The sequence below is a fragment of the Caulobacter sp. GSs2 genome (assembly GCF_058680895.1).
Genome location: NZ_CM178725.1, coordinates 1,513,434 through 1,526,976, shown reverse-complemented (window position 1 = coordinate 1,526,976; position 13,543 = coordinate 1,513,434). Strand labels below are relative to the sequence as shown.

Annotated in this window: 14 protein-coding genes; 11 read left to right on the top strand and 3 right to left on the bottom strand. The window is 67.7% G+C overall.

Annotation, left to right across the window (positions count from 1 at the left end):
* The first annotated feature begins 7 nt into the window (after positions 1-7).
* The 3 genes from ACW17Z_RS07425 (at position 8) to ACW17Z_RS07415 (ending at position 3,664) form a co-directional block, all read left to right on the top strand.
* Complete coding sequence (locus ACW17Z_RS07425) at positions 8-1,417, top strand: MFS transporter (RefSeq protein WP_492058195.1); 1,410 nt, start codon at positions 8-10, stop codon at positions 1,415-1,417.
* A gap of 133 nt (positions 1,418-1,550) precedes the next feature.
* A complete protein-coding gene (pabB, locus tag ACW17Z_RS07420; RefSeq protein WP_492058194.1) occupies positions 1,551-2,903 on the top strand; it encodes an aminodeoxychorismate synthase, component I in 1,353 nt (450 codons plus the stop codon).
* On the top strand, positions 2,900-3,664 hold the full coding sequence (locus ACW17Z_RS07415; protein WP_492058193.1) for an aminotransferase class IV: 765 nt from the start codon (positions 2,900-2,902) through the stop codon (positions 3,662-3,664). Before pabB ends, ACW17Z_RS07415 begins: the two co-directional genes overlap by 4 nt.
* 16 nt (positions 3,665-3,680) lie before the next feature.
* Here the strand turns inward: ACW17Z_RS07415 and ACW17Z_RS07410 are convergent, their stop codons facing one another.
* From ACW17Z_RS07410 to ACW17Z_RS07400, 3 genes are all read right to left on the bottom strand, one after another.
* Complete coding sequence (locus ACW17Z_RS07410) at positions 3,681-4,250, bottom strand: TadE/TadG family type IV pilus assembly protein (protein WP_419320124.1); 570 nt, start codon at positions 4,248-4,250, stop codon at positions 3,681-3,683.
* Positions 4,235-4,834 carry a TadE/TadG family type IV pilus assembly protein gene (locus ACW17Z_RS07405; RefSeq protein ID WP_419320125.1) on the bottom strand — a complete coding sequence of 200 codons (600 nt, stop codon included), beginning with the start codon at positions 4,832-4,834 and terminating at the stop codon, positions 4,235-4,237. Before ACW17Z_RS07405 ends, ACW17Z_RS07410 begins: the two co-directional genes overlap by 16 nt.
* Before the next feature lie 109 nt (positions 4,835-4,943).
* On the bottom strand, positions 4,944-5,327 hold the full coding sequence (locus tag ACW17Z_RS07400) for a pilus assembly protein N-terminal domain-containing protein (RefSeq protein ID WP_419320126.1): 384 nt from the start codon (positions 5,325-5,327) through the stop codon (positions 4,944-4,946).
* 318 nt (positions 5,328-5,645) lie between these two features.
* On the opposite strand from ACW17Z_RS07400, the gene ACW17Z_RS07395 reads away from it, so the two are divergent.
* The 8 genes from ACW17Z_RS07395 to ACW17Z_RS07360 all read left to right on the top strand — a co-directional run bounded on the left by ACW17Z_RS07395 (position 5,646) and on the right by ACW17Z_RS07360 (position 13,542).
* The gene (locus tag ACW17Z_RS07395) at positions 5,646-5,828 is read left to right on the top strand and encodes a Flp family type IVb pilin (RefSeq protein WP_419320127.1); all 183 of its coding nucleotides are present in this window, start codon (positions 5,646-5,648) and stop codon (positions 5,826-5,828) included.
* A 178-nt stretch (positions 5,829-6,006) separates the two neighbouring features.
* Entirely contained in the window at positions 6,007-6,189 is a 183-nt protein-coding gene (locus ACW17Z_RS07390; protein WP_419254288.1) for a Flp family type IVb pilin, read from the top strand.
* Between the two features lie 144 nt (positions 6,190-6,333).
* Positions 6,334-6,846 carry an A24 family peptidase gene (locus ACW17Z_RS07385; RefSeq protein ID WP_419320128.1) on the top strand — a complete coding sequence of 171 codons (513 nt, stop codon included), beginning with the start codon at positions 6,334-6,336 and terminating at the stop codon, positions 6,844-6,846.
* A 205-nt stretch (positions 6,847-7,051) separates the two neighbouring features.
* Positions 7,052-7,948, top strand: a complete 897-nt coding sequence (gene cpaB, locus ACW17Z_RS07380; RefSeq protein WP_492058192.1) for a Flp pilus assembly protein CpaB — start codon at positions 7,052-7,054, stop codon at positions 7,946-7,948.
* An 11-nt stretch (positions 7,949-7,959) separates the two neighbouring features.
* Positions 7,960-9,753, top strand: coding sequence for a type II and III secretion system protein family protein (locus ACW17Z_RS07375; protein WP_492058191.1), 1,794 nt, complete (start codon positions 7,960-7,962; stop codon positions 9,751-9,753).
* Between the two features lie 10 nt (positions 9,754-9,763).
* Positions 9,764-10,462 (top strand): CpaD family pilus assembly protein, encoded by a 699-nt coding sequence (locus tag ACW17Z_RS07370; protein ID WP_492058190.1) that lies wholly within the window; start codon positions 9,764-9,766, stop codon positions 10,460-10,462.
* Positions 10,462-12,042, top strand: coding sequence for a CpaE/TadZ family protein (locus tag ACW17Z_RS07365; protein ID WP_492058189.1), 1,581 nt, complete (start codon positions 10,462-10,464; stop codon positions 12,040-12,042). The genes ACW17Z_RS07370 and ACW17Z_RS07365 overlap by 1 nt, the downstream gene beginning before the upstream one ends.
* Positions 12,043-12,048: 6 nt before the next feature.
* A complete protein-coding gene (locus ACW17Z_RS07360) occupies positions 12,049-13,542 on the top strand; it encodes a TadA family conjugal transfer-associated ATPase (protein WP_419320133.1) in 1,494 nt (497 codons plus the stop codon).
* The last annotated feature ends 1 nt before the right edge of the window (position 13,543 follow it).

The window sequence follows — 13,543 nt, the reverse complement described above, 5'->3', positions numbered from 1 at the left end:
GTAGGGCATGAGTGATGTGGCGGGCGTGTCGGCGGGCGGCAAACCGGGGGGTCTGTCAAAAGGCGCGCTCAGCTGGATCTTCCATCAGGGGTCGCGCGACGCCTATGTCGTCCTGATCACCATCTACATCTTCGCGCCCTATTTCTCGCGGGTGCTGGTCGGCGATCCGGTCAAGGGTCAGGCGACCGTGGCTGACATCGCCACCGCGACGGGTTTGCTGACGGCGGTTACCGCCCCCCTGCTGGGGGCCTCGATCGAGCGCTTTGGGCCCCGCAAGCCGTTCCTGATCGGCATACTGGCGATCATGCTGCCGCTGCTGGTGCTGTTGTGGTTCGCCCAGCCGAACGACGGGCCGTCCGTGGCCCTGATCGGCTTTGTCCTGATCGTGCTGGGCCTGTCCTATAACTGGGGCGACGTGCTCAACAATTCGCTGCTGTCGCGGGCCGCCGAGCCGGGGCAGGAGCCGCTGGTGTCGGGGCTGGGCTATGCCATGGCCAACGGCCTGTCGGTCAGCCTGCTGATCTTCATGATGTGGGCCTTTGTGCTGCCCGGGGCGGTGGACTGGCCCGGCGTGCCGGCCGCGCCACTGTTTGGCCTGCCGACCGATAATAACGAGCCGGCCCGGCTGTCGGGACCGATGGCGGCCGGGGTGATGTTGCTGGGGGCGATCCCGTTCCTGCTGTGGACCCGCGATGCGCCGCGCACCGGCCTGTCGATGGCGGCCAGCCTGCGCCACGGCGCGCGATTGCTGGTCGACACCCTGAGCAACCTCAAGGGCCACAAGGACGTCGCGACATTCCTGGCGACCCGGATGCTGTACTGCGACGGCATGACGGCGCTGCTGGTGTTCAGTGGCCTGTTCGCCGCCGGTCTGATGGGCTGGGGCGCGCTGGAGATGCTGGCCTATGGCATTTGCCTGTCGATCTTCGGCGTGCTGGGCGGCTTCCTGGCGCCGTGGCTGGACAGGACCCTGGGACCGCGCCGCGCGGTGCAGCTGGAAATCTTCGGCTGCCTGATCGTGCTGATCGCCGCCCTGGGCATGGGCCGCGACAGGATCCTCTATTTCTGGAGCTTTGATCCCGCCGCCCATGCGCCGCTGTGGAACGGGCCGCTGTTTCGCACCCTGCCCGAGGTTCTGTATCTGGGCCTGGGCCTGCTGATCGCGGTGTTCGTCACCGCGCAGTACGCCTCGAGCCGCACCCTGCTGGTGCGCCTGGCGCCGCCTGACCGCATCGCCGCCTTCTTTGGTTTGTTCGCCCTTTCGGGCACGGCGACGGTGTGGCTGGGCTCGCTGCTGGTGGCCCTGGCGACCCGGATCTTCCAGAGCCAGGTAGCGGGCTTCGTGCCGATCGTCGGCCTGTTGCTGCTGGGCGCGCTGGGCCTGTTCCTCGTCAAGGGCGGCGAGCGCGAGGCTTAGATCTAGATCCTCCCCCTCCGGGGGGAGGTGGCCCGGAGGGCCGGAGGGGGCAGCGCGGCCGATGCCGAGATGGCCCCCTCAGTCGCTCCGCGACAGCTCCCCCAAAGGGGGAGCATCTGCTAAATCCCCAGCCATGTATCGCGTCGCTCTCCTAACCGCCCCCTGGCGCGAGCCGGTCCGGGCCCTGCAGCCGTTTCGGGACGAGCCGTACGCCTGCGCCCTGCTGTCGGGCGGCGGCGAGCGGTGGTCGTATCTGCTGCGTGCGCCCGAGGCGGTGCTGACCTTGGACGCCGCCGATCCTCGCGACCCGTTCGAGGCCCTGAGCGCCCTGATCGGTCCGCACCTGCCCGTCGATCCCGAAGGCCCGCCGTTCCAGGGCGGCGTGGTGGGTCTGGGAACCTACGAGCTGGGCGACAGGGTTGAGCGCCTGGGCCTTGGCCGCACCGGCTGGCCGGACCTGGCCTGCGCCCGCTACAGCGCCCTGCTGGCCTTCGACCATCAGGCGCGCCGCGTTGTCGCCGTCGGGCGAGGCGACACCGACGCGCAGGCCGGCGAGCGGGCAAGGGCGGCGCTGACCTGGCTGGACGCGGCCGTCGATGCGCGGCCGCCGGTCGAAGGGCCGCTGTGCGCGGCCCTGACCGCCACCGACGGCAAAGCCTATGAAGCCGCTGTCGCGGATGTGGTGGCCCGAATCCATGGCGGCGAAATCTTTCAGGCCAATATTGCCCGCGCCTGGACCGGACGGCTGGCGGACGGCGTTGATCCGTTCGACCTTCTGGCCCGCCTGCGCGCCCAGAGCCCGGCCCCGTTCTCGGCCTATTGGCGGCTGGAGGGCAGGGCGCTGGTCTCCAACTCGCCCGAGCGGTTCCTGAAGGTGTCGGGCGCGGACGGCGCCATCGAGACCAAGCCGATCAAGGGCACCCGGCGGCGCGGCGCGACGCCGGCCGAGGATGCGGTGATGATCGCCGAGCTGTCGGCCAGCGCCAAGGATCGGGCCGAGAACCTGATGATCGTGGACCTGATGCGCAACGATCTGGCCCGGGTCAGCCCGCCCGGCAGCGTGAAGGTCCCTGCGCTGTTCGGGGTCGAGACCTTCGTCAATGTGCACCACCTGGTCTCGACGGTGACTGGGCGCCTGGCCCCGGGCCTCAGCGTCGCCGACCTGCTGCGGGCCACCTTCCCGCCGGGCTCGATCACCGGCGCGCCCAAGGTCCAGGCGATGAAGGTCATCGCCCAGCTGGAGCCGCCGCGCGGCCCTTATTGCGGCTCGCTGTTCTGGGCGGGGTTCGACGGCAGCTTCGATTCCAGCGTGCTGATCAGGACCGTGGGGCTGGAGCGCGACAGCGAGGGCTGGACGTTTCAGGCGCGGGCGGGAGCGGGGATCGTCGCCGACAGTGATCCGCAGGCCGAACGCCTGGAAACCGAAACCAAGATCGCCGCCCTCAAGCGCGCCCTGACTGAGCCCATGACGGAGATGACTCGATGATCCCGCTGGACGATCGCGGCCTGCTGCTGGGCGATGGCCTGTTCGAGACCATGCTGGCGCTGGACGGCGCGATCCCGATGATCGAGGCGCATCTGGACCGTCTGGCGGCCGGCTGCGTGGCGCTGGGTCTGCCGGATCTGGATCGCGAGACGGCGCGGGCCCTGTGCCTTGCCGCGCCGCCGCCTGCGGGCCGGGCCGCCGTGCGCCTGACCGTGACGGCCGGCTCCGGGGGGCGAGGTCTGGATCGTCCGGCGCAGGTCGTCCCGCGCCTGAGGGCGACTGCCGCCCTGTCTGCGCCCATCGAAACGCCCGCGACCCTGATCATCGCCCAGACCCGCCGCAACGAGGGCTCCCCGGCCTCGCGGCTCAAGACCCTGGCCTATCTCGACAATGTGCTGGCCCGCGCCCAGGCCCGTTCGGCGGGGGCCGACGAGGCGGTGATGCTGAACAATGCCGGCCATCTGGCCTGCGCGGCGGCGGCCAATCTGTTCTGGATCGAGGGCGAGCGACTGCTGACCCCGGCCCTGGAGTGCGGCGTGCTGGCCGGGATCACCCGGGCGCGTGTGCTGGCTGCGGCAAGGTCGTGGGAGATCGAGGCGCTGGAGATCGCCGCCGACGGCGCGCGACTGGCGGGCGCCGATGGGGTCTTCCTCACCAACAGCCTGATCGGCGTGCGGCCGGTCTCGCGGCTGGATGGCCGGATCTTCGCGCCGCATCCGCTTGCCGAGCGGCTCAGGGCCGTCTTCTTCTCACCCGCATAGCGGGGCAGGAAAAGCGTCAGTTGACCCGCAGCACGGTCTCGCTCTTGCGAGGCCGCAGATAGAAGGTGCGGTAGAAGTTCAGGGTTGAGGGCAGGATGAACTTGATCGGCGAGGTGTAGCCATAGCTGGCCTTGGCCATGATCACGCTCTGGCTGGCGGGCAGCACGCCGACCGGGATTACGGTAGAGCCCAGCACCGCGCCCTGGGCCGGGCAGTTGGCGTGGCTGTTGTGGTTCTCCGACCAGGCGACCGTGTCCTTGCCCGTCGCGTCAGAGGTGATGCTGACCAGGCACATGCGCAGGCTCGTCGTCGGGAACGGCGCCATGATCGTGTTGCCGATCGTGAAGATGTCATTCTTGCGAGCGTCGTTCAGCTGGGCGCTTTGGGCCACAAGGTCGCCGATCGACGAGGCGATGTTGCTGAGGCGTCGCTGGGCCATCATGGACTGGGTCAGCTCGGCCATGCCGCAATAGAAGATCACCAGCACCGGCGCGATCAGGGCGAACTCGACGGCCGAGACGCCGCGACGGTCGCGCCAGAAGTCCTTCAGACGCCTTTGGGGCCGGGGGGTCAGTTGATCGGGCATATGACCGTCGCCGCCGGAGTGTCGGAATAGGGCTCGTTCGAAAAGGCCGTCGCGGCCGTCAGCATGCGCTTGCCGTTTGAGGTCTGCAGACCGGTCTGCAGCAGGGGCGTGACCAGGGGCCAGTTGTAATAGGCGCGGATCAGGACGATCGAGCCCGGGCCGCCCGGATCCCAGCAGGGCGTGTTTGGCTTGGCGGTGTTCAGCACTACGCCCGAGGCCGAGAAGCCGCTGAAGGTGCGCACGTCCAGGCTCAGGGCGGTGCTGCAGGCCGAGCCCAGCCAACTCATCTCGGTGCAGACGGCGGTCTTGAAGGCGGCGGCGGTTCGGCCGGCCGTCTGGACCTCTCCGGTGCGGATGGAGCGGCCGACGTCGATCACGGCGTTTTCCAGGGTGATCGAGACCAGGAACACCAGTCCCAGTTCGATGGTCGCGAAGATCAGCAGCAGAAAGGGAATGGAGACGAAGGCGAACTCGACCGTCACCGCGCCGCGGCGCGCGCGCGCGAACAGCCTCGCCCTGGCGCGGGCCCTGGCCAGCAGACCGGCGCAACCTTGGAGGCGTTTGAGGCGGGCGACAGGCGCCATACGCTTGGGGTCCGTTTCGAAGCCGCCCGAGGCGACGGTCAGGGCAGTCTAGGCTTCCCGCCCCTAATCAGTCGTTTAGACGCGCCCTCACGTGCGCGCGGGAATCTACTTAGGGGACGCTGACCGCGGAGGTGGGCGCAACACGGGTGCATTGCACGCCGCAGGCATAGGTCCCGACATTGGCGGCGCCGCGATAGACGGTGACGCCGGCGCTGCTGTCGGAGACAATCACCTGGCGGTCGGCCAGAGAGCGGCCGGCGGCGTCGAAGGCCATCACGGTGGTGACGCCGGCCCGCTTGCCGAGGATCACCAGGGTGCGCTCGTTGATGACGCTGACATCGGCGACCAGCGGATCGCCGACAACCACGTCGCGCACAGCGCCTGACAGACCGATGCGGGCGATCTCGCCGGCGGGAACCGAGAGACTTTCAGCACGCGCCGAGGCGCCCGCGAGGGCGAAGACAGCGGCGAGAGCGAGCGAAAGGCGGCGCATGACGGTTCCAGTTCGATATCCGAGCCCGGTGAGACTGACTTTGAATGGTCAACAAAAGACTAAATCCATGTCCTCCGCGACAACGTGACCGTTTGCGAAACCGTTGATTCAAAAGGCTTTGCGTCTGGATTTGATCGGTGTGGTTAAGAGTAAGTAATAGTAAACGCAAATAAACCAAAAGAAAAACAGCGGAAACTATTCCGACGTTTACTGGCCATTAAGTGAGGTGGGCGAAATTGATCGTGTTTTCGGGGGTGAGCAAGTCAACACGGCTTGAAGGCCTCAAAATCAACCAACGATGATTTAGGAGATCAAGTCATGTCGAAGTTCTTCACCCGCTTCCTGAACGACGAATCCGGCGCCACGGCCATCGAATATGGTCTGATCGTTGCTCTGATCGCCGTTGTGATCGTGACCGCCGTCACGACCCTGGGCACCAACCTGAAGACCACGTTCACGAACGTCGGCACCAAGGTCAGCACGGCCAACTCGGCTAGCTAAGACCTGGCTTCAGGCCTCGAAAAAAGAAGGGTCGGAACCCAGGTTCCGGCCCTTTTTCTTTGTCTATTTTCCGGATGAAAAAGTACATTTCTCTGAAAAATGCCGTTCTTTGAATACAATTGGTTTACCCAATTGGTTCAATCTCTACATCACAAGTTTCAACACTGGAGATTTCAACATGACCAGCTTCATCAAGACTTTCCTGAACGACGAATCCGGCGCCACGGCCATTGAATATGGTCTGATCGTCGCCCTGATCGCCGTTGTGATCGTGACCGCCGTCACCACCCTGGGCACCAATCTGAAGACCACGTTCACGAACGTCGGCACCAAGGTCAGCACGGCCAACTCGGCCAGCTAAAGGCGCGCCGGCCCAAACGGGCTGACGTACTGCCTCGGAAACGGGAAGGCCGCGACGGTTTCGTCGCGGCCTTTTCCGCATTTGGGGGAAACCATTGCTTCACCTGATCGTCCCAGAATGGGGCGTCAAACAAGGCGCCTTGCGATGCACGCTATCCAGATCCCGCTGCTGCTGATCTTTCCGGCCCTGGTCATCGTGGCCGCGCTCAAGGACGTCACCAGCTATACTATTCCCAACTGGATCTCGCTGGCCCTGCTCGTGGCCTTCGTCCCTGCCGCAGTCGTCAGCGGTGCGTCCCTGCCGGCCATCGGCCTTTGCCTGGCGACAGGGTTCGGCGCGCTGCTGCTGGGAATGGGGATGTTCGCGGCCGGCTGGATCGGCGGCGGCGACGCCAAGCTGTTCGCGGCCAGCGCCCTGTGGATCGGCTGGCCGGCGGCCTTCCCCTTCATGCTGTCGACAGGTCTGGCGGGCGGCGCCCTGACTATGGCCATCCTGGCCCTGCGCTCTGGCTGGCTGGAGCCTGTGCTGGCCGGCAGTCCGTCGTGGCTGCGCAAGCTGGGCGCGCAGGGTGGCGACATTCCCTATGGCGTGGCCATCGCGGTCGGCGCCCTGGCGACTTTCCCGCAAGGCGCCCTGGCCAGCGCCATTCTCGGCTGAGCCACCGGGCGCCCGGGACCCGTTCCGCGTCAGCCTGTCACAGCGGGCATATCGACTCGGAGAGCCAAAACTTTAGCCGGTGTTAACCATGCGCGGGCGACCATGGGGTTGGCCAGAAAGGCTGTCTGACGAATCGTGCGCGCAGTCCTGAAGGGCGGCAGCTCGCGAAACCTCGCTTCTCGTCGCGAAAGCCTGTGACCGCGCAATGAATCCTGTTCGCCTCCTGATCGTCCTGGTCGCCGCCATCTCGGCCATCGGCCTGGCCGTGGTGATGCAGCGCGCGCTGGGTGGAAAGCCCGACGCCGCGCCCTCGGCCATTGCCGCGCCGGTCGCGGGCAAGCCCATGACCCAGGTCCTGGTCGCCAAGCGCGACCTGGCCATCGGCGCGCGACTGACCGGCGAAGACGTCACTTGGCAGGCCTGGCCGACCGAGGCCGTTAATGCCGCCTTCATCACCAACGGCGCCGCCCTGCCCAACCCCGAGGGTGCGGACAAGGCCAGGGCCGCCGTCACCAATGCCGCCAATGACATGATTGGCGGCGTCGACCCGGCCAAGGCCGTCGAGGGCGCGATCGTGCGCGACCCGATCCTGACCGGCGAACCCATCACCCCCCGCAAGATCGTCCGCGGCGGCGACGGCGGTTATCTTTCGGTCGTGCTGTCGCCCGGCAAGCGCGCCATGGCCGTGCCCGTCACCTCCGAGACCGCCGTCGGCGGCTTCATCCTGCCCGGCGACCGGGTGGATGTCCTGCAGACCCGCGACACCCTTTCCCCGGATGCTGATGGCGGCGCCGGCAAGGTGACGATCGCCGAGACCATCCTGCAGAACGTCCGCGTTCTGGCCCTGGACCAGAGCACCGCAGCCGAGAAGGACGCCAAGTCCATCGTCGCGGCCACCGCCACCATCGAGGTCAGCCCCACTGACGCCGAGGCCCTGACCCGGGCCAAGGCGACAGGCCCTGTGACCCTGGCCCTGCGCGCCTATACCGATCTGGGCGGCCCTTCGGGCGTCGTCGGGGGTGTCGCGCGCAAGGCTCCGGAGGACTCGGTGATCCGCATCAACCGTGGCGGCCAGACCACCAACACCTCGGTGCGCCCATGAGCCGCTCCCCCATGATCCGTCGGGTTCTGACCGCGCACATCGCCGGGCTTCTGGCCCTCAGTTCGACCGCCTCCGTGCTGGCCGACGGTCCTGTTGGCGGCTCGCACACCTATCGGCCCGCGCCGCGCGTGGTTCGCCCGCGTCCGGTCGCCGTCGCCCCGATCGCGCCGCCCGCCGCCGAGCAGGTGCTGAGCATCGACCTCACCGCCGGGGCCGGCGCCCGGGTGCTGGACCTGCCGCTGGGCAAGTCGGCCATCATCGAGCTGCCGGTCGACGTGCGCGACATGCTGGTCACCAATCCTCTGGTGGCCGACGCGGTTCTGCGCAGCCCGCGACGGATCTATGTGCTGGGCATGACCTCTGGCGCGACCGACGCGGTGTTCTTCGACGCTGCGGGCCGCAAGATCCTGCAGCTGAACATCCGCGTCGCCCAGGACATCAGCCTGCTGTCCTCGACCCTGCGCACCGTCCTGCCCATGGGCTCGGTGCAGGTCGTTCCGCTGAAGGACAGCGTCATTCTCACCGGCGTGGTGATGAACGCCGCCGACTCCGAGAAGGCCTCGCGGATCGCCGCCCAGTTCGTGGCCTCGCCGGAAAAGGTGCTGAACATGCTCAGCATCGCCGGCAAGGACCAGGTGATGCTGGAAGTGCGCATCGTCGAGGTGCAGCGCAACGTCATCAAGCAGCTGGGCGTGTCATCCAGCGCCATCTTCAACGACGGCGTCAGGACCTATGGTCTGGGACGCGACAATACCTTCGGCGTCAACGGCGCACTGATGGGCGGCGCCGATCTTTGCGCCGGCTACAACAACGCCCGCACGACCAACGTCAGCAACAATAACACCCAGAACAGCCAGAACGGGGTCACCTCCGGGACCACCGGGTCTTCGACGACGAACACCAGCAATTCGACGTCGGTCTCGACCGTGACCGTGGTGGACGGCAACGGAAACATCGTGGCCGTCGCGCCCCTTCCTGTGAGCGGCTCCACGACAACCCAAACAGCGGTGAACAGCGCTGCGCTGGTCAATACGACCTCCACTGGCTCCACCAACGCCCTGACCAACCTGATCACCAACATCGCCACGACCGCCTACAAGACGGCCACGGGCAGCAACACCAATGCCTGTCTGCAGGCCTTTGAACGGGTGGGTCTGATCCGGACCCTGGCCGAGCCCAACCTGACCGTGCTGTCGGGCGAGGCGGGAAAGTTCCTTGCGGGCGGCGAGTTCCCGGTCCCCACCGGCCAGGACGCAACAGGCAAGATCACCATCGAATTCAAGCCCTACGGCGTGGGCCTGGGCTACGTCCCGGTCGTGCTGTCGGGCGGCCGCATCTCGCTGAAACTGTCGACCGAGGTTTCCGAGCTCTCCAGCCTGGGCGCCTTCTCGGTGTCCAGCGGTTCGGGCTCCAGCGTGCTGACCGTGCCGGGCCTGATGGTTCGCCGGGCCGAGACGACGGTCGAGCTGCCCTCGGGCGGCTCGATGATGATCGCCGGCCTGCTGCAGCAGACCACCAAGCAAACCATCGACTCCCTGCCGGGCCTGACCTCGATGCCGGTTCTCGGCTCGCTGTTCCGCTCGCGCGACTATCTGAACGGCGAAACCGAGCTGGTGATCATCATCACCCCCTACATCGTCGATCCCACCCGGCCCCAGAACCTGCAGACCCCGGCCGACGGCCTGAGGTTCGCGGGCGACATGAGCACGACCCTGCTGGGGCGGCTCAACCAGGTGGTCAAGGCGCCGGCCGGCGCCAATGCGGGGCGCGCCTATCAGGGCCCCGTCGGCTATGTGATCGAGTGAGGACGCGGACATGAGCAAGCACCCCGTGAAACGCGTCCTTCTCCTCGGCGCCGCACTGCTGGGCCTGTCGGCCTGCGCCAGCGCCGGCGTTGAACCGTCTGTTTCCGCGCCCGCCTCGCGCACCGAGACCGAAAAGTGGCGCGACCAGATCAAGGTCGACGGCCGCGCCGACGAGATCCAGCTGGCGGTGCACGCCACCGGCGTGTCGGCCAACCAGGACCAGGCGCTGTCGGCCCTGGTCGGTCGCTGGCTGTCGGCCCAGGCGCGCGAGATCGTGGTCAGCGCCCCCATCGGCGGCGGCGACGCTTCGGCGGCTGGCGGCATGGCCGCGCAAATCCGCGAGCGGTTGATGTTCTATGGCGCGGCCCCGGCCCAGGTCAGGATCGTCGGCTATGACGCCGGCGGCCAGGCTGTGGCGCCGATGCGCGTCGGCTTCGAGATCTTCACCGCTGAAGGCCCCACCTGCGGTCGTTGGGAAAACCTCACGGCCACCCGCAAGAACGAGACCTATGGCAATTTCGGCTGCGCCGTGGCCGCCAATCTCGCCGCCCAGATCGCCAATCCAGAAGACCTGATCCGTCCGCGCGACTCGACCCCGATCGACGCGGGTCGCCGCGACGTCGTCCTGGGCAAGTACCGCAAGGGCGAGGTCACCTCGGCGGCCAAGGACGAGCAGGCCACCGGCGCTGTCTCCAAGGCGATCAACTGATGCCGCGTCCTCCTTCGGATCATGACCCGTTCGACCTGGGGTTCGAGGCCGCCGACGAGTTCACCTCAGCCGGCTCCGATCCCTGGCGCTCGTCCGCGCCGGCCCTGTCGCCGGCCCAGGGCGGGATGGACGACCCCTTTGCCGATTTCCCGCCGGCCCGACCGCGCGACGAGCGGCCCGCGCCCGCGCAGGACCCGTTCGCGGCGCCCGCCGCAGCGCGCCAGGCTCAGGCCCAGGCTAGAGCCCCGGCGCCCGCCGCCGCCATGCCGGAGCCCGAGCGTCGGCGCGCGCCCGCCGCTGAAATGACCCCGCCGCCCGCGTACGAACCGCCCCTGCCCGAGCCGTCCCCGCATGACAGCCTGAGCGGCAGCGACGCCGCCCTGGGCGAGATGGCGGTGCCGCGCATCACCATCCACGCCTTCTGCGTGCGGCCCGAGACCTCGGCCCTGATCGAGGTCGCCGCCGCCGACCGCCGGATGGCCCGCGCCTCGACCATCGTCCGCGTGGGCGGCCTCGACGCCGCTGTGGAGCTGTATCAAAACCAGTCCACCCCCTCGCTGGTGCTGGTGGAAACCCATGACGGCGCTCAGCGCCTGCTGCACCTGCTGGACGCCCTGGCCCAGGTCTGCGATCCGGGCACCAAGGTCGTGGTCATCGGCCAGACCAATGACATCGCCCTCTATCGCGAGCTGATGCGCCGCGGGGTCAGCGAATATCTGACCCAGCCGCTTGGTCCGCTGCAGATCATCCGCGCCGTCTCCGGCCTCTATGCCGATCCGTCGGCGCCCTTCGTCGGCCGTCAGGTGGCCTTTGTCGGCGCCAAGGGCGGGGTAGGGGCCTCGACCCTGGCCCACAACTTCGCCTGGTCGATGGCCGAGCGCATGCAGACCGCCACGGTGATCGTCGATCTGGACCTGCCGTTCGGCACGGCCGGGCTCGATTTCAACCAGGACCCGCTGCAGGGCGTGATCGACGCCCTCAGCCAGCCCGACCGCCTCGACCCCGTGCTGATGGATCGGATGATGGTCCGCTGCGGCGATCGCCTGTCGCTGTTCGCCGCGCCTGCGACCCTCGACCAGGACTATGAGATCAGCGCCGAGGCCTATGAAGAGGTCACCCAGAAGATCCGCGGCGCCGCGCCCTTCGTGGTGCTGGACCTGCCCCACAGCTGGGCGGCCTGGACGCGGCGGGTGCTGATCGGCTCGGATGATCTGGTCGTGGTCGCCACGCCGGATCTGGCCTCGCTGCGCAACGCCAAGAACATCATCGACATGGTCCGCCAGGCCCGCCCCAACGACGCGCCGCCGCGCCTGGTGCTGAACCAGGTGGGCGTGCCCGGCCGTCCCGAGATCCCGGTCAAGGACTTCGGCGAGGCCTTGGGCGTCGCGCCGTCGCTCGTCCTGCCCTTCGATCCCAAGTCCTTCGGCCAGGCCGCCAATAACGGCCAGATGGTCGGCGAGGTCGCGCCCAAGTCCAAGGCGGCCGAGGGCATCGACCACCTGGCCCAGCTGATCAGCCGTCGCGAACCGCCGCAGGTTCAGAAGGCCTCGATGCTGTCGGGTCTGTTCAGGAAGAAATAGCGACGGATGTTCGGCAAGCGCGATCAGAACCCCGCAACGGACCGTCACGCGCCGCCCCCGGCGCCGACAGACGGGTCGGCGATCGCTACGCGTCCCCAGCGCGTCGAGCCGGCCCAGGATCGCGCCGCGCCGTCGCCCAAGGTTGCCCCGCCCAAGGCGACGCCGGGGCTGGAGCAACTGCGCGCCGCGCAGGGTGCGCCGCCCACCACGACCATCGTCCGCGAGCAGAGCGACTACTACCACGCCACCAAGACCGTTATTTTCAACGCCCTGCTCAACACCATCGACCTGAGCCAGCTGGCCCAGCTGGACGTCAAGGCGGCCGCTGAAGAGATCCGGGACATCGTCGCCGAGCTGGTGGCGATCAAGAACGTCTCGATGTCGGTCTCCGAACAGGAGCACCTGGTCCAGGACATCATCAACGACGTCCTCGGCTATGGTCCGCTGGAGCCTTTGCTGGCTCGCGACGACATCGCCGACATCATGGTCAATGGCGCCCACCGGGTGTTCATCGAAGTGGGCGGCAAGGTCCAGCTGACCAATGTGCGCTTCCGCGACAATCTGCAGCTGATGAACATCTGTCAGCGGATCGTCAGCCAGGTCGGCCGCCGGGTCGATGAAAGCTCGCCGATCTGCGACGCCCGACTGCCCGACGGCAGCCGCGTCAACGTCATTGCCCCGCCCTTGGCTCTGGATGGTCCCACCCTGACCATCCGGAAGTTCAAGAAGGACAAGCTGACGATGAAGAACCTGGTCGACTATGCGTCGATCAGCGCCGAGGGCGCGCGGGTTCTGGGCGTCATCGGCGCCTGCCGCTGCAACATCGTCATCTCCGGCGGTACGGGCTCGGGCAAGACCACGCTGCTCAACACCCTGACCGCCTTTATCGACCCGACCGAGCGGGTGGTGACCTGCGAGGACGCCGCCGAACTGCAGCTGCAGCAGCCGCACGTGGTGCGCCTGGAAACCCGGCCGCCCAACCTGGAAGGCCAGGGCGCGATCACCATGCGCGATCTGGTCAAGAACTGTCTGCGGATGCGTCCCGAGCGGATCATCGTCGGCGAAGTCCGGGGCCCTGAAGCCTTCGACCTGCTGCAGGCCATGAACACCGGCCACGACGGCTCGATGGGCACGCTGCACGCCAACAGTCCGCGCGAGGCCATCAGCCGGATCGAGAGCATGATCACCATGGGCGGCTATGGCCTGCCCTCCAAGACCATCAAGGAGATGATCGTCGGTTCGGTCGACGTCATCGTCCAGGCCGCCCGCCTGCGCGACGGCAGCCGCCGCATCACCCACATTACCGAGGTGGTCGGTCTCGAGGGCGACGTGATCGTCACCCAGGACCTGTTCGTCTACGAGATCACCGGCGAGGACGCCGACGGCAAGGTGGTGGGCAAGCACCGCTCGACCGGCATCGCCCGGCCCCGCTTCTGGGACCGCGCCCGCTATTACGGCCTGGAGCGCGAGCTGGCCGAAGCCCTCGACGCGGCGGAGTAGC